The 23,131-nt window shown below is 57.7% G+C and carries 18 protein-coding genes and 7 pseudogenes; 18 read left to right on the forward strand and 7 right to left on the reverse strand.

The window, feature by feature from the left end:
- Positions 1 to 244: 244 nt before the first annotated feature.
- From M3I53_RS28765 to M3I53_RS28795, 7 genes and pseudogenes are all read left to right on the forward strand, one after another.
- Positions 245 to 565 (forward strand): annotated as a pseudogene (locus M3I53_RS28765) (thiamine pyrophosphate-dependent enzyme); the annotation flags it as partial.
- A 132-nt stretch (positions 566 to 697) separates the two neighbouring features.
- A pseudogene (locus M3I53_RS28770) lies at positions 698 to 940 on the forward strand (biotin/lipoyl-containing protein); the annotation flags it as partial.
- 152 nt (positions 941 to 1,092) lie between these two features.
- Positions 1,093 to 1,275 (forward strand): annotated as a pseudogene (locus M3I53_RS28775) (IS630 family transposase); the annotation flags it as partial.
- Between the two features lie 85 nt (positions 1,276 to 1,360).
- The gene (locus tag M3I53_RS28780) at positions 1,361 to 1,858 is read left to right on the forward strand and encodes a transposase (protein ID WP_133187342.1); all 498 of its coding nucleotides are present in this window, start codon (positions 1,361 to 1,363) and stop codon (positions 1,856 to 1,858) included.
- Positions 1,834 to 2,187 (forward strand): IS66 family insertion sequence element accessory protein TnpB, encoded by a 354-nt coding sequence (gene tnpB, locus M3I53_RS28785; RefSeq protein WP_254319233.1) that lies wholly within the window; start codon positions 1,834 to 1,836, stop codon positions 2,185 to 2,187. Before M3I53_RS28780 ends, tnpB begins: the two co-directional genes overlap by 25 nt.
- A 31-nt stretch (positions 2,188 to 2,218) precedes the next feature.
- A complete protein-coding gene (locus M3I53_RS28790; protein WP_133187338.1) occupies positions 2,219 to 3,799 on the forward strand; it encodes an IS66 family transposase in 1,581 nt (526 codons plus the stop codon).
- A gap of 71 nt (positions 3,800 to 3,870) precedes the next feature.
- Positions 3,871 to 4,758 (forward strand): annotated as a pseudogene (locus M3I53_RS28795) (IS630 family transposase); the annotation flags it as partial.
- 127 nt (positions 4,759 to 4,885) lie between these two features.
- Here the strand turns inward: M3I53_RS28795 and M3I53_RS28800 are convergent.
- The 5 genes from M3I53_RS28800 to M3I53_RS28820 all read right to left on the reverse strand — a co-directional run bounded on the left by M3I53_RS28800 (position 4,886) and on the right by M3I53_RS28820 (position 9,820).
- Positions 4,886 to 6,055, reverse strand: a complete 1,170-nt coding sequence (locus tag M3I53_RS28800; RefSeq protein WP_254319234.1) for a porin — start codon at positions 6,053 to 6,055, stop codon at positions 4,886 to 4,888.
- 336 nt (positions 6,056 to 6,391) lie between these two features.
- Positions 6,392 to 7,567, reverse strand: coding sequence for a PLP-dependent aspartate aminotransferase family protein (locus M3I53_RS28805; RefSeq protein WP_051482105.1), 1,176 nt, complete (start codon positions 7,565 to 7,567; stop codon positions 6,392 to 6,394).
- Positions 7,568 to 7,579: 12 nt separating this feature from the next.
- The gene (locus M3I53_RS28810) at positions 7,580 to 8,302 is read right to left on the reverse strand and encodes an amino acid ABC transporter ATP-binding protein (RefSeq protein ID WP_254319272.1); all 723 of its coding nucleotides are present in this window, start codon (positions 8,300 to 8,302) and stop codon (positions 7,580 to 7,582) included.
- Between the two features lie 86 nt (positions 8,303 to 8,388).
- Positions 8,389 to 9,039: an amino acid ABC transporter permease gene (locus M3I53_RS28815; protein ID WP_028209166.1), complete on the reverse strand. Its 651-nt coding sequence runs from the start codon at positions 9,037 to 9,039 to the stop codon at positions 8,389 to 8,391.
- A gap of 13 nt (positions 9,040 to 9,052) precedes the next feature.
- The gene (locus M3I53_RS28820) at positions 9,053 to 9,820 is read right to left on the reverse strand and encodes an ABC transporter substrate-binding protein (protein WP_028209116.1); all 768 of its coding nucleotides are present in this window, start codon (positions 9,818 to 9,820) and stop codon (positions 9,053 to 9,055) included.
- 196 nt (positions 9,821 to 10,016) lie between these two features.
- Between M3I53_RS28820 and M3I53_RS28825 the strand changes: the two genes are divergently transcribed.
- Genes M3I53_RS28825 through M3I53_RS28835 form a run of 3 tightly spaced genes read left to right on the forward strand, consistent with a single transcriptional unit; the run spans position 10,017 to position 12,328 of the window.
- A complete protein-coding gene (locus M3I53_RS28825; protein WP_254319235.1) occupies positions 10,017 to 11,207 on the forward strand; it encodes a Xaa-Pro peptidase family protein in 1,191 nt (396 codons plus the stop codon).
- A 60-nt stretch (positions 11,208 to 11,267) separates the two neighbouring features.
- Positions 11,268 to 12,026, forward strand: a complete 759-nt coding sequence (locus M3I53_RS28830) for an IclR family transcriptional regulator (protein WP_028209118.1) — start codon at positions 11,268 to 11,270, stop codon at positions 12,024 to 12,026.
- 35 nt (positions 12,027 to 12,061) lie between these two features.
- A complete protein-coding gene (locus M3I53_RS28835) occupies positions 12,062 to 12,328 on the forward strand; it encodes a hypothetical protein (protein ID WP_254319236.1) in 267 nt (88 codons plus the stop codon).
- Here the strand turns inward: M3I53_RS28835 and M3I53_RS28840 are convergent.
- Positions 12,315 to 12,989, reverse strand: a pseudogene (locus M3I53_RS28840) (ISKra4 family transposase); the annotation flags it as partial. The gene M3I53_RS28835 and the pseudogene M3I53_RS28840 sit on opposite strands and share 14 nt — an antisense overlap.
- A gap of 73 nt (positions 12,990 to 13,062) precedes the next feature.
- Here M3I53_RS28840 and M3I53_RS28845 point away from each other — a divergent pair.
- The 5 genes and pseudogenes from M3I53_RS28845 to M3I53_RS28865 all read left to right on the forward strand — a co-directional run bounded on the left by M3I53_RS28845 (position 13,063) and on the right by M3I53_RS28865 (position 17,924).
- Positions 13,063 to 13,671: a plasmid pRiA4b ORF-3 family protein gene (locus M3I53_RS28845; RefSeq protein WP_254319237.1), complete on the forward strand. Its 609-nt coding sequence runs from the start codon at positions 13,063 to 13,065 to the stop codon at positions 13,669 to 13,671.
- A gap of 254 nt (positions 13,672 to 13,925) precedes the next feature.
- A pseudogene (istA, locus tag M3I53_RS28850) lies at positions 13,926 to 14,645 on the forward strand (IS21 family transposase); the annotation flags it as partial.
- Positions 14,646 to 14,757: 112 nt separating this feature from the next.
- Positions 14,758 to 15,999 carry a tyrosine-type recombinase/integrase gene (locus M3I53_RS28855; RefSeq protein ID WP_254319238.1) on the forward strand — a complete coding sequence of 414 codons (1,242 nt, stop codon included), beginning with the start codon at positions 14,758 to 14,760 and terminating at the stop codon, positions 15,997 to 15,999.
- Positions 15,996 to 16,868, forward strand: a complete 873-nt coding sequence (locus M3I53_RS28860; protein ID WP_254319239.1) for a tyrosine-type recombinase/integrase — start codon at positions 15,996 to 15,998, stop codon at positions 16,866 to 16,868. The genes M3I53_RS28855 and M3I53_RS28860 overlap by 4 nt, the downstream gene beginning before the upstream one ends.
- 60 nt (positions 16,869 to 16,928) lie before the next feature.
- Positions 16,929 to 17,924: a tyrosine-type recombinase/integrase gene (locus M3I53_RS28865; RefSeq protein ID WP_254319240.1), complete on the forward strand. Its 996-nt coding sequence runs from the start codon at positions 16,929 to 16,931 to the stop codon at positions 17,922 to 17,924.
- A gap of 70 nt (positions 17,925 to 17,994) precedes the next feature.
- Here the strand turns inward: M3I53_RS28865 and istA (M3I53_RS28870) are convergent.
- Positions 17,995 to 18,741: pseudogene (istA, locus tag M3I53_RS28870) on the reverse strand (IS21 family transposase); the annotation flags it as partial.
- Between the two features lie 392 nt (positions 18,742 to 19,133).
- Between istA (M3I53_RS28870) and M3I53_RS28875 the strand changes: the two are divergent.
- The 3 genes from M3I53_RS28875 (at position 19,134) to M3I53_RS28885 (ending at position 23,131) form a co-directional block, all read left to right on the forward strand.
- Complete coding sequence (locus M3I53_RS28875) at positions 19,134 to 20,066, forward strand: PDR/VanB family oxidoreductase (RefSeq protein WP_254319241.1); 933 nt, start codon at positions 19,134 to 19,136, stop codon at positions 20,064 to 20,066.
- Between the two features lie 39 nt (positions 20,067 to 20,105).
- Positions 20,106 to 21,359, forward strand: a complete 1,254-nt coding sequence (locus M3I53_RS28880; protein WP_254319242.1) for an aromatic ring-hydroxylating dioxygenase subunit alpha — start codon at positions 20,106 to 20,108, stop codon at positions 21,357 to 21,359.
- Between the two features lie 95 nt (positions 21,360 to 21,454).
- Positions 21,455 to 23,131, forward strand: a complete 1,677-nt coding sequence (locus tag M3I53_RS28885; protein ID WP_254319243.1) for an electron transfer flavoprotein-ubiquinone oxidoreductase — start codon at positions 21,455 to 21,457, stop codon at positions 23,129 to 23,131.

Genomic DNA, 23,131 nt, shown 5'->3' on the forward strand with positions numbered 1-23,131 from the left:
CTGTCTGCTGAGGACGGCGCAGCACGGTCCGTGAACAATCCGCGAAGATACTACGAGACGGCCTCACGGCCAGACTCTCGGACATAGAGCGCGGCAGGTTCACAAGACGGCACCCTGTAATGTGGTAACCAACCCACGGATATCAGCCGGATCCACCGTCGACGTTACAGGCTGCGCCGCCCTCAGCGGATTCACCGAAAAGCGAAAAGACGCTCACAACAAAACCTTGTGGTACTTGACAGCAAAAGTCATATCAGTATCTAACAGCGGCTACCTCGGCATGGTAAGGCAGCTGCAGCACGTGAATTATCGCGACCGTTAGTCCCACTCGTACATGGACGCGTTGCCTGACTTTGATGCGCTCGCCCGCGCTTACGGGCACGTCGGCTTTCGCATCGAGCGACCGTGCGATGTCGAGCCGATCCTTCGCGAAGCTCTTTCCATGAAGCACCGTACCGTATTCATGGACTTTGCCGTCGATCCGTCCGAGAACGTCTGGCCTATGGTTCGAGCGGGCGCGGGACTGACGGACATGCTGATGAATTCGTGCGATGTCGACCGCTAGTTGAACATGGCCAGAATTTCCGGCACCGCGGTGCCTGCTGCCTGCTGCCTGTTCCGGCCTTGAGGCATTCATGAGACACACTACGAATCGATCGTTGCTCTCGCTTTGAAACGCGATTGAGAGATTACAGAAGTGCATGTAACAGAGATTAAGGTGCCTGACATCGGCGACTACAAGGGCGTCCCCGTCATCGAGGTGCTGGTTGCGCCGGGTGATGTAGTACGGGAAGAGCAATCGCTGGTTACGCTGGAGTCGGACAAGGCCACCATGGATGTGCCGAGTCCTTTTGGCGGCGTCGTTCGTGAAATAAAGCTCAGGGTCGGAGATGCCGTGTCGGAAGGCTCGGTCATCCTGCTCATGGAGCCGCACGGCGCGGTGCCCGAGGTGGTGACCAGTGAGGCGGCCTCCCGGGCGAACTCCGGGCCCCATGACTATCCACACATTATAAATGAACTGCCTGAACCGGCAGGCCGTCCTTCCACCCCTAGTCCATTGCGTCATTGAAAAAGCACCTTATTTGGTATTCAATGAAACGCATGGAAAAGATGAATTTGACCACGCTTGAGCGCAAACAATTGCTGTCAGCAACTCGTAGCCAAACGGTGCGCGCAGCGGACGCGCGGCGTGCACGGCTGATCTTGATGCTTGATGAAGGCGAAGCACGTGAGGCGATCATGCAGCGGCTGCGGTGTGACTCGCGCTTCATTAGTATGCGGTCGATAAACGACGCCCTTCCATGGAGTGGCTGAAGGTCTGAACCTAAGTGTCCGCGTGGACACATGCACTCAGACCTCTATGACCGCAAATCGAGACCTCCGCAGCAGACTGGTTGTTGGCCAGAAACGGGATGGCCGGCGCGAATTTGACGAGAACGCCATACGCGAACTGGTCGCGCTATGCCTGAGGCCCGGCGTGTCGATCGCGCGGGCCGCCATGGATCATGACGTCAATCCAAACCAGTTACGCCGCTGGATCGCGCGCTATCAGCCGCAGATGCAGCACGGTTGTCCAGCGTCAGACTCAATGGTGATCGACGGTGTCTCAATCGATGTTCCTGCTCCGGCGCTCAATAGCCCCGGCAATGTAAGTGCCTTACCCGCTTTTGTACCCGTCGTATCTGGCCCGGTATCGTCGTTGACGCAGTGTGATCCGGTGCCGTCGATGGTGCTCGCGCTGCAAGTTCGGTTACCCAACGGTGTTGAACTCGACTTCGGTGAGGCGAGTGTCGAAGAGATCGCAACGATCATCCAGATGCTCGGGAGGATGCCGTGTTCCGGTTCGACGAAAATCTGAAGGTCTATCTGCACCGTGATCCAGTAGACTTCCGCTACGGCATGAACAGCCTGTCCATTCTCGTCGAACAGGTCATGCAACTAAACCCGATGGACTCCTCTCTTTACATCTTTGGCAACCGGCGTCACGACCGCATCAAGATACTCTTCTGGGATGGTAGCGGCTTCTGGCTTATGACAAAACGTCTCGAGGCAAGCCGTTTCATGTGGCCCGACAACAAGGCCGAAGTTGTAACGATGACGACCAGCGTGTTGCACGCGCTGCTGGACGGCGATGACATCACTACGGTCCGTCGGCATCCGAAGCAGGAATATCTGCGTGTGAGCTGAACAGTTGGTAGCCATGCTGGTCTAATCAGGCATGCCGGACAACGTGACGATCACCGCCGAGGAACTGAAAGCCTTACTCGCCGAACGCGATGCTGCTCGTGCATTGCGCGAGGAACAGGAGGCGTTACGCGGAGCCCTGAGGCTCGTGACGGCCGAACGCGATCTTGCCGAGGAGCGCCTGCGGGCCTACCGTCACGAGTTGTTCGGCGCGAAGAGCGAAGCGCGGAATTCAGATCAGCTTGGCTTGTTCAACGAAGCGGAAGTGCTCGGCTCAGGTAACACGCCCGCCCTGGAGGAAACTCCAGAATCGACGGTCGCGGCACATACGCGCAAGAAGCGCGGTCATCGTAAGCCGCTCGATCCCAACCTGCCGCGCGACATTGTGCGGCACGAACTTCCCGAAGACGAACGCTTCTGTGCAAACGACGGTTACGCGCTCGTCGAGTTCGGCGTGGAGATCAGCGAGCAGCTGCACGTAATACCCGAGCAGCTTCGTGTGATCCAGCACCAGCGCGTCAAGTATGCATGCCCGTGCTGCGAACTTGGTATCAAGGTGACGCCAGCGCCACCGCGCATCATACCTCGCGGGCTGCTGAGCGAATCAGCACTCGCGTGGATTGCCACAGGAAAATATCAGTTTGGTATGCCAATCTATCGTCAGGCTGGTCTACTGCGTCGTTTCGGCGGCGATATCTCGTCGAATACGCTCGCCGCGAGCATGGTCCGTGTCGGCCTCGCGACGCAGCCCGTGATCAACCTGATGCGCGACGCGTTGCTTGATGCCGATCTGCTCTACTGCGATGAAACGACGCTCCAGGTATTAAAAGAGAAGGGACGCAGACCACAAACCAAAAGTTATATCTGGGCACAGATGACCGGCACAGGGATCCCCATCCGCTGTTTCAGCTATACGCCGGGACGTGGAACTAGGCTGGCCGACAAGCTATTCGCCGGTATCCGCAAGGGCGCAGTTCTTATGACGGACGGTTACGAGCCCTACAACGACATCGCGCAGCGCTACCAACTCGAGCACCTCGGATGCTGGGTGCACCTGAGACGGTACTTCGTTAAAGCCGAAGAAAGTGTACCGAAAGCGGCGCGCACACCAGATCTGCTCGCGACGCGCTTCATCAAGCTGATTGGCAAGCTGTTCGCCGCGGAGGCACGCAGCGAAAAATGGGAGGCTGATCGACGACAGCGTCTGCGACGACGATACAGCGCTCGGGTACTCGACGCCATTCACGCGCTCGCACTCGAGCAGTCTCGGAATGTCGTACCAAAAAGCCTGCTCGGTAAGGGGCTGACCTATCTGCGAGAACAGTGGCCGAAGTTGATCCGCTACATCGAGAACGGCAGTTGGCCAGTTAGCAATAACGCGTGCGAGAACTCAATTCGCCCCTTCTGTGTAGGGAGGCGCTCGTGGTTGTTTGCGGACACCGTGAACGGCGCAAACGCGAGTGCGAATCTCTACTCACTGGTCGAGACGTGTCGGGCGAACCGTATCGATCCATACCGCTACCTCACCTGGCTGTTCCAGCGCCTACCACTGGCGACAACAATTGACGATTACGACGCACTGCTTCCTTGGAAGCTGCCGGTCGATCTGCGCTGATCCACGCTCCTGACTCACCTCACGTTCTTCGTCATGCGACTCTGTGTGGCGTCGATGATGGATCGCATACCTTCATTACCCGTTGGTCGAGTCGGTTTTTGGCGGAGCGGTTGGGAGGCCTGTACGCGCGCCATCCGGGACGAGCTCCTGTGCATCCGCCTGAAAAGCTCGAGGCGCGGGTTCTGAATCTCACGCTTAAGCACCGGCCCTCGGACGGCTCGACGCATTGGAGCAGCTATAAGCTTGCGGCGGCTCTGGGCGATGTAGGCGCCTCGACGGTACAGCGCATCTGGCGCAAGCACGGCGTGCGCCCCCATCGACTCGATACGCACATGGTCTCAAACGACCCTGACTTCGAGACCAAGGCTGCAGACGTCATCGGCCTGTATCTGAACCCGCCCGCACATGCGGTGGTGTTCTGCGTGGACGAGAAGACGGCAATTCAAGCTCTGGATCGTAAGGATCGGATGCTACCGCTGTCGCCAGGGCGCGCCGAGAGCCATGGCTTCGAATACAAACGTAACAGCACGCTTAGCCTGTTCGCTGCGCTCAATACGGCAACCGGAGAAGTCATCGGCAAGACCGCACCGCGCCATACCAGCGAACAGTTCGTGGCCTTCCTCACCGACGTTATCGCCAGCCAGCGGCCCAAACAAGAGATTCATGTGATCTGCGACAACGTCAGCAGCCACAAGACACCGCGCGTGCACGAATTCTTGCGACAACACCGCAACGTGCGGTTGCATTACACGCCAACCTATACCTCTTGGCTGAATCAGGTGGAAAACTGGTTCTCGCGCATCCAGCGCGATGTAATTGCGCGAGGCATCTTCACCACGGTGAAGGATTTGGACCGCAAGCTGATGCGCTACATCCGCGAGCACAACAAGAATCCCAAGCCGATCAAATGGAAATACGATGATCCATCACGACGAATTCGGCCAGTGCCATTTCAATGACGCAGTCGACTAGTCGCCTGTCAAATATGCCGGCAGTCACTTCGATCCACAGAACAAGAACCTATCGACATTCAGTAACCGACAGGAGGCGGCCCCCACAACTTTCGTGACGGCCGCCTCGAGCCACTTAAAACTTGTGGCTTATTCCGACTAGAGCGACGGTCTGGTTTTGACCAGACGATGGATCAACCGCTGCAATGTTAGCTACAGCAGGCAGGCCGCGCGAATCGGTTCCCGCTGCACGCTGATACACCACACCCCCATAAAAGTCGGTACGCTTCGAAATGCTGTAGTCGAATCCGATGTTTACCTGATGATAAGTGGCGGATGTGACGCCCGATGAATGCGTATAAGAATACGATACCCCGATCAGCGTCGCAGGCGAAAACTGATATGTTGCGTTGAGTTCGCCGATATTAAATGTTTGCGTGCCACGATATGCATTTTCCGTGTCTGTCAGTCCTTCCACCGGCGTTCTCCCCAAATCTCTAAACTGGGTATTGCTGTAGACAGCGCCGAGTGTTGCGGGGCCAATACTATAAGATGCACCGACAGAAAATATCCGCTCGGACCCCGCTGAGGCGAATCCCGAATCAACCGGACTCCAGAAATTCGATCCGGTCGTACTGGATCCAGCATTGTTACCGTAAAAAGAATAATTCGGATTATTAACTATAAGATAGCCGATGCCGACGCGTAGGTTTTCATTATTGTATCCTGCACCTAATCCGATGATGCTGTTCTGTTTTGTCGAACCGGGAACACCGCCAGGACTATACATTACTTTCCCGCTCAGCCCCCTGTACTCGGGAGTGGCATAGATGATCGCATTGTTTATCCACCTGAAGTCGTCCAGATTATCGACATCTGCCGGGTGCGCCCCGGCGCCCGAACCGTTGAACGCCCAGGTCCCACCCGCCGACAGTTCACCGGTGTAAGAATCGCCAGCGGAGTATTGACGTCCTAACGTCACCTTGCCGTAGGGGCCGGAAAGGCCGACAAACGATTGTCGACCGAACAACGTGTTACTGTTCCCCATCGCCCCCGAATTTAAGGAGAAACCACCCTCCACGGCGAACAGCGCAGCCCATCCGCCCCCTAGGTCCTCATTTCCTTTTAATCCCCAACGATTGGAATTCATCGCGCCGTCCATCAAGGCGTATTGATGTTTTCCGCCATCGTTGGAATTGAACATGAAAGCGTCGTCCACGACCCCGTAAATGGTTACGCTGGATTGAGCATGGCATACTGTTACAGACAACCCAAGTACAGCTGCAGCAAAAATCCTATTCATCATATCTCCTCCGCCTCCGATATCGCCAATCTAAAAATCAATTCGCCTCTTGATATTAGTTATACTAACTTAATCGACAAGAAATAAACTACTCGTAAAATTAAGTCTCGCCACCAAGCCAAAGTTAGCGACGGCACAAAATTAGTTACTATAGAGTAAATGGGCAGCACATTAATAACTTTGCCGACCACACAAGCAGGCAGTCAACCCAACCTTTAGCACCTTTTACACCACCAGCAAAACCATCAACACAAAATAACTGACGATTTCCAACGGCACCTTGCCAACCATCATCACCGAGGATATCAAAAGTACCCCTCCTCGATAGAACAAAATTAACTAAAGGGCTGACAACAATCGCTCGATATCACGCCAAAGATCGAGCGGACTTTCCAATCCGACGCTGAATCTCAAATACGTTGAATTACAACTGCCCGCTCCAAAGCTACGTTGCCCATCGAGCGACATCGGTGCAACGAGGCTTCGCGTCCCTCCCCATGACGCGCCGATTGCGAACAATTCAAGACGACCCAGTGCCCGGTCGATTTGCGCCGTGTCTTGCATCTGCAGTTGGACAGAAAATACGCCAGTACTCCCCTGAAAGTCCCGCTTCCAATACTCGTGTCCGGGAGACTCCGGAAGCGCCGGGTGAATAACACGGGCAATTTCAGGGCGGTCCTTCAAGCGCAGTGCGAATTCCAGGGCGGTCGACCCGACGTGTGCCAGGCGCACTGACATGGTTTCAATGCCACGCAGCGCTAGAGAGCAGTCATCAGGCGATACACCTATGCCCAAATTTGCGAGTTGTTCTCTTACCTGCAGATAAACATCCATCGACGCAAAGCTCAACGCACCCAGCAAAAGATCGGAATGTCCGCCGACATACTTGGTCAACGCTTCAGCCACGACGTCCACGCCTAGCGAAATCGGCTTGCAAAAAATCGACGTTGCCCATGTGTTATCGCAACCGGTCAACGCATCATTTTCTTTCGCGATACTTACTATTTCACGGATGTCACAGACTTCCATTGTTGTCGAACCCGGAGCTTCTATCCAAATCAGCTTTGTCCGCCCAACTCTGATAGAGCTGCGCAGAGACTGCAGGTTCATCGGGTCGTAGATGTCGAACGCGACTCCATAGCGCTGCAGGACCTCCTCCGCAAAATCCTTCACCGGCGGGTAGACGCTATCGGGAATCAGGACATGATCGCCGTGCGCCAATAGAGTCAACATGAGGACTGATATAGCGGCTTGCCCTGACGGAACAAGGACGGAACGAACGCCCCCTGCGAGTCGGGTCAGTTGTTCCTCGAGTGAACGGGTCGTTGGTGTCCCCATCAACCCGTAGCTATATCCGTCCGGGAACTGAAGGGAACGATCGCGATAACTTTGTGCGCTTGGGAATACGATCGTGGACGCCCGATACACCGGCGTAGAAAAGCTCCGAAATCCCTCGGTGCTCGCGCCAGTCCTATGAACGCACAGAGTCGATTGTTCAAAAACATGATCTGCCATTTTTGCGCCACCTCACAGCACTTTTGAGAGAAATTCGCGCGTTCGTTCTTCACGCGGATTGCCAAGCACCTGGGCCGGCGGCCCAATTTCCAGGATTTTCCCGCCGTGCATAAATGCGACGCGCTTGCTTGCCTCACGAGCAAACCCCATTTCATGGGTAACAACAACCATCGTCATCCCATCGCGGGCGAGATTCCTGATGGCGTCCAGCACCTCACGTACCATCTCAGGGTCAAGCGCCGACGTCGGTTCGTCGAAGAGAAGTGCACGCGGCTTCATGGCCAGCGCGCGGGCGATCGCGACGCGCTGCTTCTGCCCGCCGGACAGTTTTTGCGGCACTACACCGGCCTTCTCAATCAGGCCCACCTTAGCCAATAGCTCCTCAGCTTCTTCCCTCGCCTGCAGCTTTGACATCCCCAGCAACCTCGTCGGTCCGAGAGTCACGTTCTCGAGTGCCGTCATATTGCTAAACAGGTTGAAGTTCTGAAACACCATGCCGATCTTTCGACGCAATTTGTTTACGTCGTACCGCCTGCTTAGCACATCTTCGCCGTCGATATGTATGGTTCCAGCGTCCGGCGTCTCGAGTAAATTCAGACAGCGGAGGAACGTTGATTTTCCAGATCCAGATGCACCGATTAAGGAAACCACCTCGCCCTCGGCGACCGACATGCTAACGCCATTGAGCACTTGAACTGATCCAAACGCTTTTTCGACACCGCTCGCAGAAATCATGGAGACACTTTCGGCTGCAACCTGGTGCGCGCTAGCACCTGGCTCGGATTGACCTCCGAGCTCAGAAAGAAGACGAATTGGCGCATTCATCGAGAAACCCTTCGTTCGAGATAGCCGGTCATGCGTTCGGCTATGAGGTATATGACAAGATACATGCCGCCCACTATCGAGAGGACACGGATCATGTCAAAATTCTGCATGTAAATGTTCTGCCCAGCGAGTGTGAGTTCCGTTACACCTATAACAGACAAAAGCGACGTATTCTTGAGCGTGATGCTAAGCTGATTCGCCAAATTCGGAATCATGGTTCGAAATGCTTGCGGAATAATCACCAGTCTCATGGTTTGCCAATGACCAAACCCGATTGCACGTCCAGCCTCCATTTGCCCTCGATCGACTGCCTGAATCCCTGAGCGAAAGACTTCGGCCAGAAACGCCGCCGTGTATAGCGCCATGGCAATTCCGCCGGCAATTGTTGCGGGTGTCCGAACACCCGTCAACACGGGTAGACCAAAGTAAACTAGCAAAATTTGGACGAGTAGCGGCATGCCGCGGATGACGGTTCCATATGCTCCGGCAAGCGAAGCCGCTAAGCGGAACTTGGACATTTTCATAAACGCGAGAGGCAAACCTAGTACGCCGCCGAAAATCATCGATGTCGCTGTCAGGATCACCGTTAGTTTCAACCCCTCCCAAAGAGAAGGAAGGTAATCCCAAAGCCAATTCAAATCTTTCATGAGTAGCTGCACCTCAATTCATGTTGTAAGTCTTCGCAATGGCATCCAATTCGCCGCTGGCTTTCAATTTCGCGATGCCCCGGTTGACGATTGCGACCCACTTGCTGCCTTTCGGGAAGGCGAACGCGATACCTGTCGGATCTAGCACAGGACTCACGATCTTGATCGTAGGCTTGGCACCTTCGATTCGCAATTGATAGTTCACCAGTGCGGAGTCGTAGATCATCGCGGCCACGTCACCCGATCTCATCGCAAGTTGCATACTTGCCGGATCCTGGAGGATGCGCAGCGTGACGCCCCATTCAGCCGCGTGCTCACGCGCTACTTTCAGTGCGGCAGAGCCCTGTTCGCAAGCAATCGTTTTGCCCTTGAGTTCGGCAAGGCTCTTGATTGCACTGTTCACCGGAACTACGACGAGAGCACCTTCGACGAAATAAGGCGTCGAAAAGTCCACAATTGCCTGACGTTCCTTCGTAATGAAGATACCGCTTACGGCGATATCGAGTTGTCCAACCTGGAGTGCCGGAATCAAACCGTCGAATGCCATCTGCTGATAACGCATATCAAGATTTTCTAGCTTCCCTACCCTCTGCAGGATGTCGTTGCTAATTCCAAGAAATTTGCCCCCCTGGATATACGAGAAAGGTGGGGCATCGGGCGCAGCTCCGACAGCCAACTTAGCGGTCGTCACGTTGCCGTCCGCCAGCACGGCAGCCGAATGCCCGAACACCGCAGCCGCGACGCACACGAACATCGCAGTACCAAGCCTCTTTTTGAACATCGTCGATCTCCTCCAGGAAAGGTAAGTGACAGACCCACATCCTGCTGTCCGTCTGTTCCGAATATCGGTTCACTGTTCCGTTATTATCGACGTCGGGCACGGGCAACGTTATGGGGGTTAACGAGCGCTGACACATGGTTTGCTTTATCGGAACGTCGTTCCTATAATAGGTACAGTCACCAGAACGGAGAAATCCATGAGCTTTGTCGATACTCTCGAGCAACACACCCTCAGCCTTGCCTTCTCGTGCAGGCAAAAACTCTTCTCGGCTGCGCCGGAACTTGACGCAATCATCACTACGGACCCTGTCCACGTCGGTTACCTGACGGGCTACCGGAGCATCCTTCAGGACGCTGGTCCATATGCGCAAGCCGCGATCGCAACACGCGATCGGGTGGCCCTGATTACTGGCGCGAGCGATGCAGCCGCTGCTTTGGAGGAATTGGAAGACCCATCGTGCATCTGGCGATACGGCGTCTTTTACGTCGGCGCAACGGCCAGAGTGGCCGGCTATGCAGACATGCCGGCACCGGGTGACAATTTTGTCGATACGATCGTGTCCGCATTACGTAGCTTCGAAATCCGCGGCGGCCGCGTGGGCCTGGACACGCGCGACGAAAAATTGGCACGGATAATTTGGCAGCAATTCCCTCAGGTGGCATTCCAAAACGGGGCGCCTTCGTTAAAGCGAGCGCGCGCAACGAAATTGCCAGGCGAACTCGCATTGCTGCGTCATGCCTCACGCATCACCGACAAAGCGCTCGAATCCATCGTGCCTATGATTCGAGCTGGCGTCACGGAACTCGATATCTCAGGCGAAATTAACGGCGCTATCGTTCAAGGGGGGGGCATCCCGCGCTTCGTCGTAGTTACGTCCGGCGAGCGCAGCTCACGGGTTGATGCCTACGCTCGCGCCAAGCGCCTTGAGAACGGAGACCTCGTGCGCATGGACATTGGCTGCACCGTACAGGGATACTGTTCAGACATGGCCCGTACTCTGACGGTTGGGGGCCCAAGCGATCAACAAGCCGAGCGCTACGCGGCACTGCTTGCCGGCGAGCAGGCGCAAATTGCGGCCTTGAGACCAGGCGCGTTGGCCAGCGACATTTACAAGATCGCTATCGACACTGTTCGGCAAGGTGCGCTGCCGGATTACCAGCGGAGTCACTGTGGCCACGGCATCGGTTTGCATTCCCATGAATTTCCCCCCATCGCCCCCAATTCGAACGTCCTACTCGAACCGGGCATGGTCTTCTGCGTCGAGACCCCCTACTACGAACTCGGTTGGGGCGGCATGATGGTGGAAGATACGGCTATCATCACGGATGACGGACACGAGCTTTTGACCCATTCGACTCGGGAACTATGCCAAGATCGGGTAAAGTAAGGGCCCATCGCCCAACCCGACCATCCATAGGCCGCCAGGCTTTCGTATAGACAAGACCCAATGAAGAGTCAATCACTTGAGCGCGGCCTCGACGTCATGGAGCTACTCAATGCGTCGCAGGAGCCGATGGGGCCTCGAGAAATATCCCGTCGGCTCGGTTTAAGTCCGGCCATCGTTCAGCGTCTCCTCAACACCTTGACCGCAAAGCATTATTTGAGACGAGACCCTGTTACGCGTCGGTACAGTATCGGGTACCAGACGTTGAATATGGGGGCAGCGCTGATGGCGCGAGACACGTTGTTGTTGGAGGCCCGCGGAGAACTCCAGTTGCTGGCTGACAGCATGCGTATCGATGGTTATCTTGGCGTGCTTCAGGACAAAACCCCAATGTATCTGCTTTGTGTCGACGGCAAGGGACCAGTGACCGTCAGGGTACAACCCGGGTCTCCTATTGGACTACACAATACGGCCATTGGTAAGGCCATCCTTTCGTCCTTCCCTGACGACCAGGCCCTTGAACTGCTGCGACTAGAACCGCTGGAGCAGAGCACGGCCAAGACGATTACCGACCCGGAAAAACTTGTTGCGTCCTTGCATAAGATTCGGACCGACGGATATGCTCTGATCGAGGACGAACAGGTTATGGGGATCTCCTCAGTAGGCGCCCTCGTCGGGGATGTCAGCGGGCAGATGCGGACAGCGATCAGTGTCGCTTACTCGAAGCACTTCAGCCCTGAACTCAAACGACAAAACGTGATTGAGGCTGTTGTCGCCGCAGCGAGTCGGATCACGCGCAATTGCGGGTTTCATTCTGGCTGAGACAGACAGGCGCCACGCCACCCGCCGAAACACTGGTGGCCATCGCTGCAGTCGGGTTTCTGGTGATCACAGGATCGGACTATCAGCAGTTCGTCATCGTGGCGCGCCGACCACGCGATGCGTGGCTAGGCTGCGTACTGGCGAGCCTTTTCCTCATGGCGACCGGCTTTCTCCCGGCCGCAACAGTCGTCGCAGCACTTCATGCCGGCAAGCTGTCCGGCCTGACGGACACCGCGAGCGCGATCCCGTGGATCATGCTGCAAACGCGACCGCGCCAAAGCGGGGGCTCTATCCCGCGATAGCGTGAGCATGATCGTTGACAGCGAGCGCCGGATACCATCGCTCGAAGCATGAGCGCAACTGCTCATTCAGAACTGCTGTCCTCACCTGCAGAAGGCCCTGCGCATGAGCCGGTCGCCACGCCATTTGCTGCCGCTTCACGAAGCGCTTGCTGACCACCTGGTTGACAGCCGACTCGACGAAGCTCGAGGTGATCGGCTCGCCATGACGGTAGCGGTCTCCGTAGTTCACTATAAAGCGCTGGTTGTTCTCGAGGTAACCGACGAACTCCTCCAGTTTGGCCAGCAGCCTGGCCTCCTCGGGACTGCCATCCGTAGCGAGTTCCCAGCCCAGGCTTTCGAGCCGCTGGAGCGCCGGATAAGGGCAACCGTGCCAAAGGTGCCACTTTGCACCGCGCAGCCCATCGACCAGCGCGTCGACGGATCGCCGTTCGTCGCGGTCCGGCAACCCCTTGATCATTTGTTCGAGATTCTGCACACGCATGGCGACGTGAAACCAGTCGAGTACCCTCTCGCCACAATCGCCTAAGTCCAACTGGGCGCGCCGCACGGTGTCGCCGCCGTCGGACAGGAAAGTTACCGGCTGGTCGGCGCCGACGCCTTCCTGCGCGAGAAAGGCCAGCATTCGATCGGCAGGCTCGTGCTCGAGTGTGTGAACGTAAGCGGGAGACCGCGCCAAAGCAGGGGCGAAGTCGAGTTGCAGCGAGTACGGCCGATAGGAAGTCTATAGTGGGTCAATGGACTCCGACCCTTCCGATCCGCCTTCAGTCCTCCAGTTGCGAATCAGTCTGCGCGGTGTCAGCCCGCCGGTCTGGCGGCGGGTGCTGATTCCCGAGCGGGTCACGATTGCGCAACTGCATCATGTGATGCAGCTCGCCATGGGCTGGAACGACGAACACCTGCACCGGTTCATCATCCGTGGCTGGCGTTATGGTGGACATCATGACGGCGCGTTGCAGTTCTTCGACGGCCCAGAAACCCTGTCGCTGGCAGCGTTTGGCCTGCACGAACATGAGCGCTTTGTCTACGTGTACGATTTCAACTCGTGGTGGTTACATGACGTGCGCGTCGAGCGGCGAACGTGCGACCAGCTGTCAAGACCACCACCTCGCTGTATCGCCGGCGCCGGGCGCTGCCCTCCGGAAGATACCGGTGGGTCCGAGAGATACATGGACGCTGTGGAAGTTTATGGCGAGCACGAATTTCTCGAGTGGATTGAGACTTTACGCGAAGGCCAGATTGACATGGACGATCTGCGCATCGAGGCCGACGAATTGTTGATCTGGCTGGACGGGCGTTTCGACCGTCGGGCGGCGAATGAACGCCTGCAGACGCTGGCGCGGTAAGCTGTCCGCCCAGGCGATGTGCCCAGCGTGCCGCGCGTCAAACAAGATGAGAGCAGCGCGTCAATCAGGATGAGAGCACTGGCGTTGCGGCAGCGGTGGAGGGCGTAGCCCGGAACCGCTGCCGCAACGCCGCGCCGAGGAGCCCCCCGCTGTCGGGGTGCCTTGTCGGTGGTCGCGGTAAATCGGGTATGAACAGCTCTTCCATGTAGCGAAGGGAGGCTGAGTTGCCCGGCCGACACGTGAACGACCATCAGATGAGGCTCTACATGAAGTACAGACTCAAGGAGGGGCCGTCCCAGGCGGCTGCGCGCGCTGGGTTCAGCGCCGCCACGGGCTATCGCATCGAAGAGGACCCGCGATTGCCGTCGCAGAAGAAGGTCCCGCGCGGGCGTCGGCGGGCCGATCCCCTGGTCGCGATCTTTGACACGGAGATCGTGCCACTGCTCCAGTCCGCTCCCGGCATCCGGCCGATAGCCGTACTGGACGAGATGCTTCGGCGCCATCCCGACCTCCGGGGCAACGTGCGCCGCACACTCGAGCGGCGTATCCGAGACTGGCGCGCACTCCATGGCGAGGAACGTGACGTCATGTTCCGTCAGGTACACCAGCCCGGTCAGCTAGGCTTGTCCGACTTCACAGAGATGGACAGCCTGGGCGTCACCGTGGCGGGTGTCACGCTGGACCACCGCCTCTATCACTTCCGGCTGGCCTGCTCGGGCTTTGAGCACGCTCACGTCATTCTCGGCGGCGAGAGCTATGTCGCGCTGGCCGAAGGGCTGCAGAACGCCATCTGGGCACTCGGGGGCGCGCCGCGCGAGCACCGCAGCGACAGCCTGTCGGCGGCGTTCCGCAATCTCGATGCCGACGCGCGCAAGGATCTGACCACGCGTTACGATGCGCTGTGCGCCCACTACGGCATGCAGCCCACACGCAACAACCGTGGCGTTGCCCACGAGTATGGTGCGGTAAAAAATATGTCACAGTGGTTCTCAACAACCACCCATCGTCTATCGCGTTGACGTTTCCATGACGACATAATTTTCAGGCTGATACTGATATTCCACTGATCAATGATGGGGGAATATCATGTTCGAGACTCTCTTTACGCGTCCGCATGTTCTTGCTGCCCACAATCTCGCGCCCTGCGTGGAATCCAGGAAGCGCTTCCTCGTACATTGTCAGGAACAGGGTTATCCGCTCAGGTCGATTCGGAAGATCGCGTGGATCCTGCTGGTTTTCTCACAGAGCATTGATCTGTCCCGCCCGCGGTTAATGACGCACGAGGAAATCGCGTTTGCGGTTGACCATCGGATTCGACTTCTCCGAAGTGAGCGCACGAACGAGTCCCGCAGCTCGCGGCTTCTGTTCATCCATACCGCCACGGCCTGGCTGCGTTTTCTGGGGCGTCTGGAGGAACGGCATCCTATAGAAGAACCATTTGTTCGCTATGTCGAGCACTACGTCGATTTCATGCGCGACCAGCGAGGACTTTCCTCTGCCACGATTTCAACCTGTCGTGATGAGATCGGCCATTTTCTGGCAATGGTCTGTCGCCCTGACAAGGCACTCGATGCTCTCACCATCCACGATGTCGACACCTACCTCGCCTATCAAGGCAACCGCGGCTGGAGCAGAGTCTCATTGCACGCGCTTGCGAGCACGCTGCGCAATTTCTTCCGGTACGCAGAAGGACAAGGGTGGGCTACCAACGTTGCGTCGGGCATTGAGGCACCTGTGGTGTATAGAGAGGAGGGGTTGCCGCTCGGGCTGAACTGGGATGACGTGCAAAGGTTTGTCGCCAGCTTTGTCGGCGAGAGCACGATCGATCTACGCAACCGTGCGATGATCATGCTGCTGGTTGTTTACGGACTGAGGCGCGGCGAGGTAGTACGGCTCCGTCTGGAGGACATCGACTGGTGCGGCGAGATCCTTCATGTCAATCGTCCGAAGCAACGCTGCACACAGCAATATCCGCTGGTGGCAACCGTTGGAAACGCCATTCTGCGCTACCTGAAGGAAGCGCGTCCACGAAGCGACCATCGAGAGCTCTTCCTGTCGGTCGAGGCGCCGATCCGACCGCTGTCACCCGGACGCGTAAGCGGCATTGTCCGCTCGCGTCTCACGACGCTGGGCATCGATATTCCGCGGCGTGGCGCACATTGCCTGAGGCACGCCAACGCCCGGCACTTACTCGACGCGGGTTTTGCGCTGAAGGAGATCGGTGATCACCTCGGCCATCGCAGCGCTTCGTCGACGAGAATCTATGCGAAGGTCGACCTGACCGGACTGCGGTGTGTAGCCGAAATCGATCTGGGGAGTCTGCTATGAAGCTCTCCGAACTCGTCGCCCAATACGTGAGCCACAAACGGGCGTTGGGCATGCGCTTCAATTCCGAGGCGGCCACGCTTGCCTCATTCTGCCACCGGGTTGATGGCAACATTGATGTGGAATCGGTCACGGTCGGACAGGTACAGGACTTTCTGACAGGCAACAGGCCGCTGACTAACCATTGGCGGAAGAGAAGGTCTGTACTTGACTGCCTGTTTCGTTTTGCTCTCTCGCGTGGATATGTCCAGGCTTCGCCGCTTCCTCGCTACAGTCCGAGATTGCCGCCACCGCTGACACCCTATATTTATTCGCAGCAGGAATTAAAGCGCCTGCTCGACGTGGCGTCGGCGGCATGCAGTCCACGCGGTCTGCTGGATGCATATGTTTTGCGTGCACTCATTCTCATTCTGTACGGCGGTTGCCTCCGCCATGGCGAAGCCTTGCGGCTAACCATGCAGGACGTCGATCTCGACGAAGCCGTCCTGCACGTGCGCGAGAGCAAATTCTATAGATCCAGGCTGGTTCCGCTAGGCGTAGATCTGAATAGAGCGATGCAAACTTATGCCCGGCAACGCAACCAGAGATTTGGGCAGGCACCGGATGCGCCGTTCTTCTGCTTACGCGATGGTCGCCCCCTGAGCCAGAAAGCTGTGCGCAAGGCCTTTCAGCGACAGCGTACTCTGGCAAATATCCAACGCGAAGGCGGTGCGTCCTGCCAGCCGAGGCTGCATGATTTGCGACACTCAGGCGCAGTGCACCGGCTAATCGCCTGTATCGCTGCGGCGCGGATTTGCAACTGTTGTTGCCGCAGCTCGCGACCTATCTCGGCCACATCGATCTCGCGGGCACCCAACGCTACCTTACCCTGACGCCCGAGTTGCTGAATGCAGCGAGCACGCGCTTTGAAACATACGTCCTTGAGGTGCAACATGAATAACTCATCCCTGCTGGGTCCGTGGATCCGACGTTTCCTGATTGAGTATCTGGTGGGCGAACGTAACCTTGCCGTCAATACGCAAAGAAGTTACCGCGACATGCTCATGCTGTTGCTTCCGTATTTAGCCGCCAAGGTCGACAAGCGGATCGATCGCCTGACCGTTGATGATCTCTCCGCGCAAATGGTCCGTCTGTTCCTGACGCACATGGAAGAACAACGCCACTGTACGGTCAGCACACGAAATCAGCGGCTTGGCGGCATCCATGCGCTGGCTCGTTTCATCGGCGAACATGCGCCTGAATACGTCGACTGGTGGGCACAGATTCATCTGATTCCTGTCAAGAGAACCAGTCGGCCGGAGATCAGCTACCTTAGCAGGCAGGAAATGGACGCCCTGCTCGCTGCCTCTGACGTCAATACAGCGCAGGGGCAGCGCGAACATGCGTTACTGCTCTTCATGTTTAACTCAGGAGCGCGTGCAAGCGAAGCTGCGCAGCTCAAGATTGGCGACGTTGACTGGCACACGTGCTCGGTCAGCATCGTCGGCAAGGGGAACAGACATCGCCGCTGCCCGCTCTGGAAATCCACACTCGATGCGTTGCGCTCAGAGTCCGAGGGGAGGGCCGCAGACGCGCCGGTGTTCCTCAATCGATTCCACCAGACGATGACGCGCTCCGGCATTCATGCATTGGTCAAGCGCTGCGCTATCCGTGCTGCAGCCAACGCGCCGTCGCTTGCCGGCAAGAATGTGCACCCACATGTGATTCGGCATACGACCGCCTCGCTACTACTCCAGGCCGGTGTCGACATCAATACGATACGCGGCTGGCTTGGGCACGTTTCGTTGGAGACGACCAATATCTACGCCGAGATCAATCTGGAAACAAAGGCGCGGGCGCTAGCGACATGCGAAGTGGAAGGCGGTGCCGAAGGACAAAAGCAATGGCGGGATCAGCCCGACCTGATGACCTTCCTCCGCACCTTGTAACCGAATAATATGTGCTGTTCGCTTTCCACAAAGGTACCGCCTTGGCCTAGTTCGTAATCGAGCAGCACATATTTTTTACCGCACCATACTCGTGGCCCAGACCGCGATTGTTACGCGTGCCCTGCATCTCGTAGTGATCGAGCAGCGCCTTGTAACGGGTCGTGAAGTCCTCCTTCTCGCTCAGGTTCTTGAAGGCGGCTGACAGGCTGTCGGTGCGATGCTCGCGCGGGCAACCTCCCGCCTGCCATAGAGCGTTCTGCAAACCGTTGGCGAGGGCTTCGAAGCTCTCACCACCCTCAACGACGCAGGCGTACTCCCAGCGCGAGAACGCCAGCACGAAGTGATACAGCCGGTGCTCGAAGGGCGCGCCGCCAATCGTCACGCACAGCTTGCTCATATCGGTGAAGTCAGACAACCCGCGCACGCCGGGTTGATGCTCCTGGGGGAAGAAGATCTCCTGGCTGGGACCTTCGAGCGCCCGCCATTGAGAAATGCGTCGTTCCAGCGTGCGACGCATGCTGTCGGGATAGCAGCCCGGGTGATCATCCTGCAGCTTGCGCAGGATCGTGATGCCCATCAGATGAGGGGCGTTGCGTAGTAACGGCACGACCTCGCTGTCCCAGACATCGACGAATGGATCGGGACGCGTACGCCAGGAGCGCCGCGGCTTCTGGGATGGCAACGTCGCGTCACGCTCGATGCGGCGTGCGCTGCGCACGCTTATTCCTGCCTTGGCGGCCGCGACTTCCTGCGGATGGTGTTTGCGCTTGTTCATGTAGAGGCGAACCTGTTGGTCGGTGATGCGGGTTCCAGACATGTGCTGACCGCTTCTTCTTTAGGAATCGATCAGCCATCCTATTTCCCCGCCGACGCGGCGCCGCCGGTGGTTCGTCGCCTCCGGCGGCTACGCCGCCTCCGACTCCTCACCACCGGCCAAAACCAACGTCAACGACCGGCCAAGCTAATTGTCGCCGCCCAAGTTTGCATTTCACTCACAGCAGCCGTCCTGAAAAGTGTCGAAGTCCCATCCCGGACTGTATGAGGCCGGTGGGCATCGCGGAATCCACCATTGGTTGGATCGTTCTCCAAGCGCGCCTGCAAACCAGGAAGGTCCCCGCCGGTGTTTACCCTCAACGCGGCACACGGCTATTGACGCCCGGTTATTGAACCGTAACTATACCGACTGGCCGGTATAGTTACGAGTGACAAATGAAGGTTCTAATCGATACAGTCAAACGCGTCGGTACCGAAATGAAGCTGTTTTTCCTGGTCCGCGACGATGGCTCCCCTTTTGCCTCGTACGTGCCCGGCGCTCACATCGACGTGACTACCCCCAGCGGCGCAGTGCGGCAATACTCGCTTTGCGGTAATCCCCGAGACACCTCCACCTTGTCCATTCTGGTCAAGCCGGAGTCGAGAGGTGGATCGGAGTCGATCCACACACTATCGGCAGGCCAGACGCTTGAAATTGGCATACCGCGCAATGGTTTTTCGCTTGTTGACGACGTCGGACCACATCTGCTGTTCTCGGCCGGAGTCGGGATTACGCCGATCCTGTCGATGGCCCATGAACTGGACTCCTTGGCGCGACCCTACACCTGGCATCACTTCACTCGTAGCGACGATTCTGACGATCTGCAAGAAGCGCTTTCACTCTCCAGATTCGAAGGCCGCCTCAAACTCTATCTCGATCTGGATCGGCATCGTATCGCCGCTGAAATGGAACTGGCGCTGAAGGCCGAAGCCGCATCCAGATTTATCTACGCCTGTGGGCCCGATGGCTTCATGTCCACGCTTTCCGGGTTGTCATCTCAACTGCTCCCCAGCGCTTCCGTACATACCGAAGCATTCGGTGCTGCCACCCCGGACGCAAACGCCCGCCCCTTCATCGTTCACCTTGCAAAGTCGAACGCGACGCTCGAAGTGGGCGGCCATGAAACCTTGATCGAGGTGCTCCGCCGCAACGGCGTGTCCATTGCAAGCGGCTGCGAGCAGGGTGTTTGCGGAATGTGCGCGACCGAAGTGATTTCCGGGTCGGTCACCCATCTGGACGACGCTCTCTCGGATGAAGAGAGGAACGCTCAACGCCTGATGTGCCCTTGCGTGTCCCGAGGGCACGGATATCTAACGCTGAATCTCTGAATTTTGGCCCCGCATAACCGAACCATTGATGAGGAACATATGTCGACCGTCGAACTGCAGTCCGCAACCCACGAGTGGCGAGAAGGTTTCTCGCTGCCACGAGATCTCTATCGCGATGCGGCCGTCTTCGCTCGCGATATCGAAGCGCTGGCTACGTCCCAATGGCTGTTGGTGGATCATGAAAGCCGTATTGCGCGGCCAGGCGACTATTTCACGGTCGATGTCGGCAGCGAGAGCATCATCATTGTCCGTGACAAGGACAACTCCGTGCACGCACACTACAACGTGTGTCGTCATCGTGGCTCGCGTATCTGCCTCGAGAAACAGGGCAGCGCTCGGGCACTGACGTGCCCATATCATGCCTGGACGTACGATCTCGCTGGCAATCTCAAAGCAGCGCGTTATATGCCTCAGGACTTCCCGGCTGCAGAATACCGACTCAATCCTTGTAACGTACGTGTCTTCAACGGCCTGATCTTCATCAACCTCGCGAGGGACAAGGGGCCTTCCTTCGAGGACTTCATTGCGCGCTTCGGTCCGATACTTGAGCGACACGATCTGACCAGCACCAAAGTGGCCGTTCGGCAGGTATTTCCGACGACCGCCAACTGGAAGCTCGTCATCGAAAATTTCTTTGAGTGCTACCACTGCAAACCGGCCCACCCCACCTATTGCTCAGTGCACGACGAGATGAAGATGCTCGCGTTCGGCGCGGGGCCTGGTTCGTCGGATGGGCTCGCTGCGAAGTACATGGAGACGTTCAGCGCGTGGGAAGCAGCAGAGCGTCACGCAGGCCGACAGACCGACATGTTCGCAGACGGACCTGACACACCCTACTTCCAGTCTGCGGGCCGCCTACCGATCGGAAGGGGCAATGCAACCGAGTCTCTCGATGGCAAAGCTGTAGCTCCGCTGATCGTCAAAGAGCGAGAGTACGACGGCGCGCAGACGGGATGCGTATTCAATCCTGTGAGTGTGCTACTCGCCAACAGCGACCACGCTATCGGTTTCCGGTTCAATCCGCGCGGACCTCTTTCGACCGACGTCGAAGTCTTCTGGCTTGTCTCGAAGGATGCTCAGGAAGGCGTCGACTACGATCCGGAGAACATCAAGGCAGTGTGGACAGTCACATTGCTGGAAGACAAGACCATAACCGAAAACAATCAAGCGGGGGTCTGCTCCAGCACCTATCGCCCCGGTCCGTATTCCGCTCAGGAAAGCAAGATCGCAGAGTTTGGTTCATGGTACACGCGCTTGATTGGACTGAACAAAGCATCCGCCACGCACGGCTGAGAACACATTCAGCCTTAAGACTGATTGTCGCTCGGGTCAACGGCCCAGAAAATCTGTCTCCGACAGCGACACAAACCCGACTATCAAGGCGACAGATGGCAACGGACAATCAGGGCGACAAGCATTTTCATTCCCGCGAGTCGATGGAATACGACGTGGTGATCGTTGGCGGCGGCCCCGCCGGGCTGTCTGCCGCGATCCGCCTGAAGCAGCAGGCCGCGGAAAGAGGCGCTGAAATCGGCGTCTGCGTGCTGGAGAAAGGCTCGGAAATCGGGGCGCACATCCTCTCGGGCGCGGTCATGGATCCGCGTGCCCTGAACGAGCTGATTCCGGACTGGAAAGAGCAAGGCGCGCCGCTGAACGTGCCCGTGACCGAGGACAAGTTCCTGTTCCTTACGGAAACCGGCGCGAAGGGCGTGCCGAACTGGGCGCTGCCCGACAACTTCAAGAACCACGGCAATTACGTCATCAGCCTCGCCAACGTCACGCGCTGGCTGGGTCAGCAGGCCGAGGCGCTGGGTGTCGAAATCTTCCCCGGTTTTCCCGCTGCCGAAGTGCTCTACAACGACGATGGCTCGGTGAAGGGCGTCGCCACCGGCAACATGGGCATCGGCAAGGATGGCGAACCCACCGAGAACTTCCAGCTCGGCATGGAGCTGCACGCCAGGTACACGCTGTTCTGCGAAGGCTGTCGCGGTCATCTGGGCCGTCAACTGAACGAGAAGTTCAAGCTGGGCAAGGACTCGGACCCGCAGGTCTACGGCATCGGCATCAAGGAGCTGTGGGAAATCGACCCTTCGAAGCACCAGCCCGGCCTCGTGATCCACACGGCCGGCTGGCCACTCGAATCGGATACGTACGGCGGCTCGTTCCTGTACCACATCGACAACAACCAGGTGATGGTGGGCTTTGTCGTCGGTCTCGCGTACCAGAATCCGTATCTCTCGCCGTTCGAGGAATTCCAGCGCTACAAGACGCACCCGGAAATCCGCAAGTACCTCGAAGGCGGCAAGCGCGTCTCGTACGGCGCTCGTGCCATCACGGCAGGCGGCCTGATGTCGCTGCCGAAGCTCGTATTCCCGGGCGGTGCGCTTGTGGGCGACGACGCAGGCTTCCTGAACGCCTCGCGCATCAAGGGCAGCCACGCGGCCATCAAGACCGGCATGCTGGCTGCGGACGCGGCGTTCGAAGCCGTCCAGGCCGGTCGCCAGAGCGATGAACTCGCGGCCTATCCGGAAGCGTTCAAGCAGTCGTGGCTCCACACGGAGCTGTACAAGGCGCGCAATTTCAAGCAGTGGATGAGCAAGGGCCTCTACCTGGGCACGCTGATGGTGGGTATCGAGCAGAAGCTCATGGGCGGCAACGTGCCCTGGACGCTGCATCACCAGCACCGCGACCACGAGATGCTCAAGCCCGCTTCGCAGTGCAAGCCGATCGAGTATCCGAAACCTGACGGCAAGCTCACGTTCGACCGGCTCTCCTCGGTGTTCATCTCGAACACGAACCACGAAGAGAATCAGCCTGCGCACCTCACGCTCAAGGACGCGAGCGTGCCCGTGAACGTGAACCTGCGCACCTACGCGGGCCCCGAAGCGCGCTTTTGCCCCGCGGGCGTGTATGAGTTCATGAAGAACGACGACGGCAGCGACCGCCTGCAGATCAACGCGCAGAACTGCGTGCACTGCAAGACCTGTGACATCAAGGACCCGACGCAGAACACCGTCTGGGTCACGCCGGAAGGTGGCGGTGGCCCCAACTATCCGAATATGTAG

Origin of the sequence: Paraburkholderia sp. CNPSo 3272 (assembly GCF_024206495.1) — a bacterium.
Classification (GTDB): Bacteria; Pseudomonadota; Gammaproteobacteria; order Burkholderiales; family Burkholderiaceae; genus Paraburkholderia.

Coding starts and splice junctions, on each gene's coding strand:
- M3I53_RS28780 (WP_133187342.1), top strand. CDS start 1,361: ATGACCGCAAATCGAGACCTCCGCAGCAGACTGGTTGTTGGCCAGAAA.
- M3I53_RS28790 (WP_133187338.1), top strand. CDS start 2,219: ATGCCGGACAACGTGACGATCACCGCCGAGGAACTGAAAGCCTTACTC.
- M3I53_RS28800 (WP_254319234.1), bottom strand. CDS start 6,055: ATGATGAATAGGATTTTTGCTGCAGCTGTACTTGGGTTGTCTGTAACA.
- M3I53_RS28805 (WP_051482105.1), bottom strand. CDS start 7,567: ATGGCAGATCATGTTTTTGAACAATCGACTCTGTGCGTTCATAGGACT.
- M3I53_RS28810 (WP_254319272.1), bottom strand. CDS start 8,302: ATGATTTCTGCGAGCGGTGTCGAAAAAGCGTTTGGATCAGTTCAAGTG.
- M3I53_RS28815 (WP_028209166.1), bottom strand. CDS start 9,039: ATGAAAGATTTGAATTGGCTTTGGGATTACCTTCCTTCTCTTTGGGAG.
- M3I53_RS28820 (WP_028209116.1), bottom strand. CDS start 9,820: ATGTTCAAAAAGAGGCTTGGTACTGCGATGTTCGTGTGCGTCGCGGCT.
- M3I53_RS28825 (WP_254319235.1), top strand. CDS start 10,017: ATGAGCTTTGTCGATACTCTCGAGCAACACACCCTCAGCCTTGCCTTC.
- M3I53_RS28830 (WP_028209118.1), top strand. CDS start 11,268: ATGAAGAGTCAATCACTTGAGCGCGGCCTCGACGTCATGGAGCTACTC.
- M3I53_RS28845 (WP_254319237.1), top strand. CDS start 13,063: ATGGACTCCGACCCTTCCGATCCGCCTTCAGTCCTCCAGTTGCGAATC.
- M3I53_RS28855 (WP_254319238.1), top strand. CDS start 14,758: ATGTTCGAGACTCTCTTTACGCGTCCGCATGTTCTTGCTGCCCACAAT.
- M3I53_RS28860 (WP_254319239.1), top strand. CDS start 15,996: ATGAAGCTCTCCGAACTCGTCGCCCAATACGTGAGCCACAAACGGGCG.
- M3I53_RS28865 (WP_254319240.1), top strand. CDS start 16,929: ATGAATAACTCATCCCTGCTGGGTCCGTGGATCCGACGTTTCCTGATT.
- M3I53_RS28875 (WP_254319241.1), top strand. CDS start 19,134: ATGAAGGTTCTAATCGATACAGTCAAACGCGTCGGTACCGAAATGAAG.
- M3I53_RS28880 (WP_254319242.1), top strand. CDS start 20,106: ATGTCGACCGTCGAACTGCAGTCCGCAACCCACGAGTGGCGAGAAGGT.
- M3I53_RS28885 (WP_254319243.1), top strand. CDS start 21,455: ATGGCAACGGACAATCAGGGCGACAAGCATTTTCATTCCCGCGAGTCG.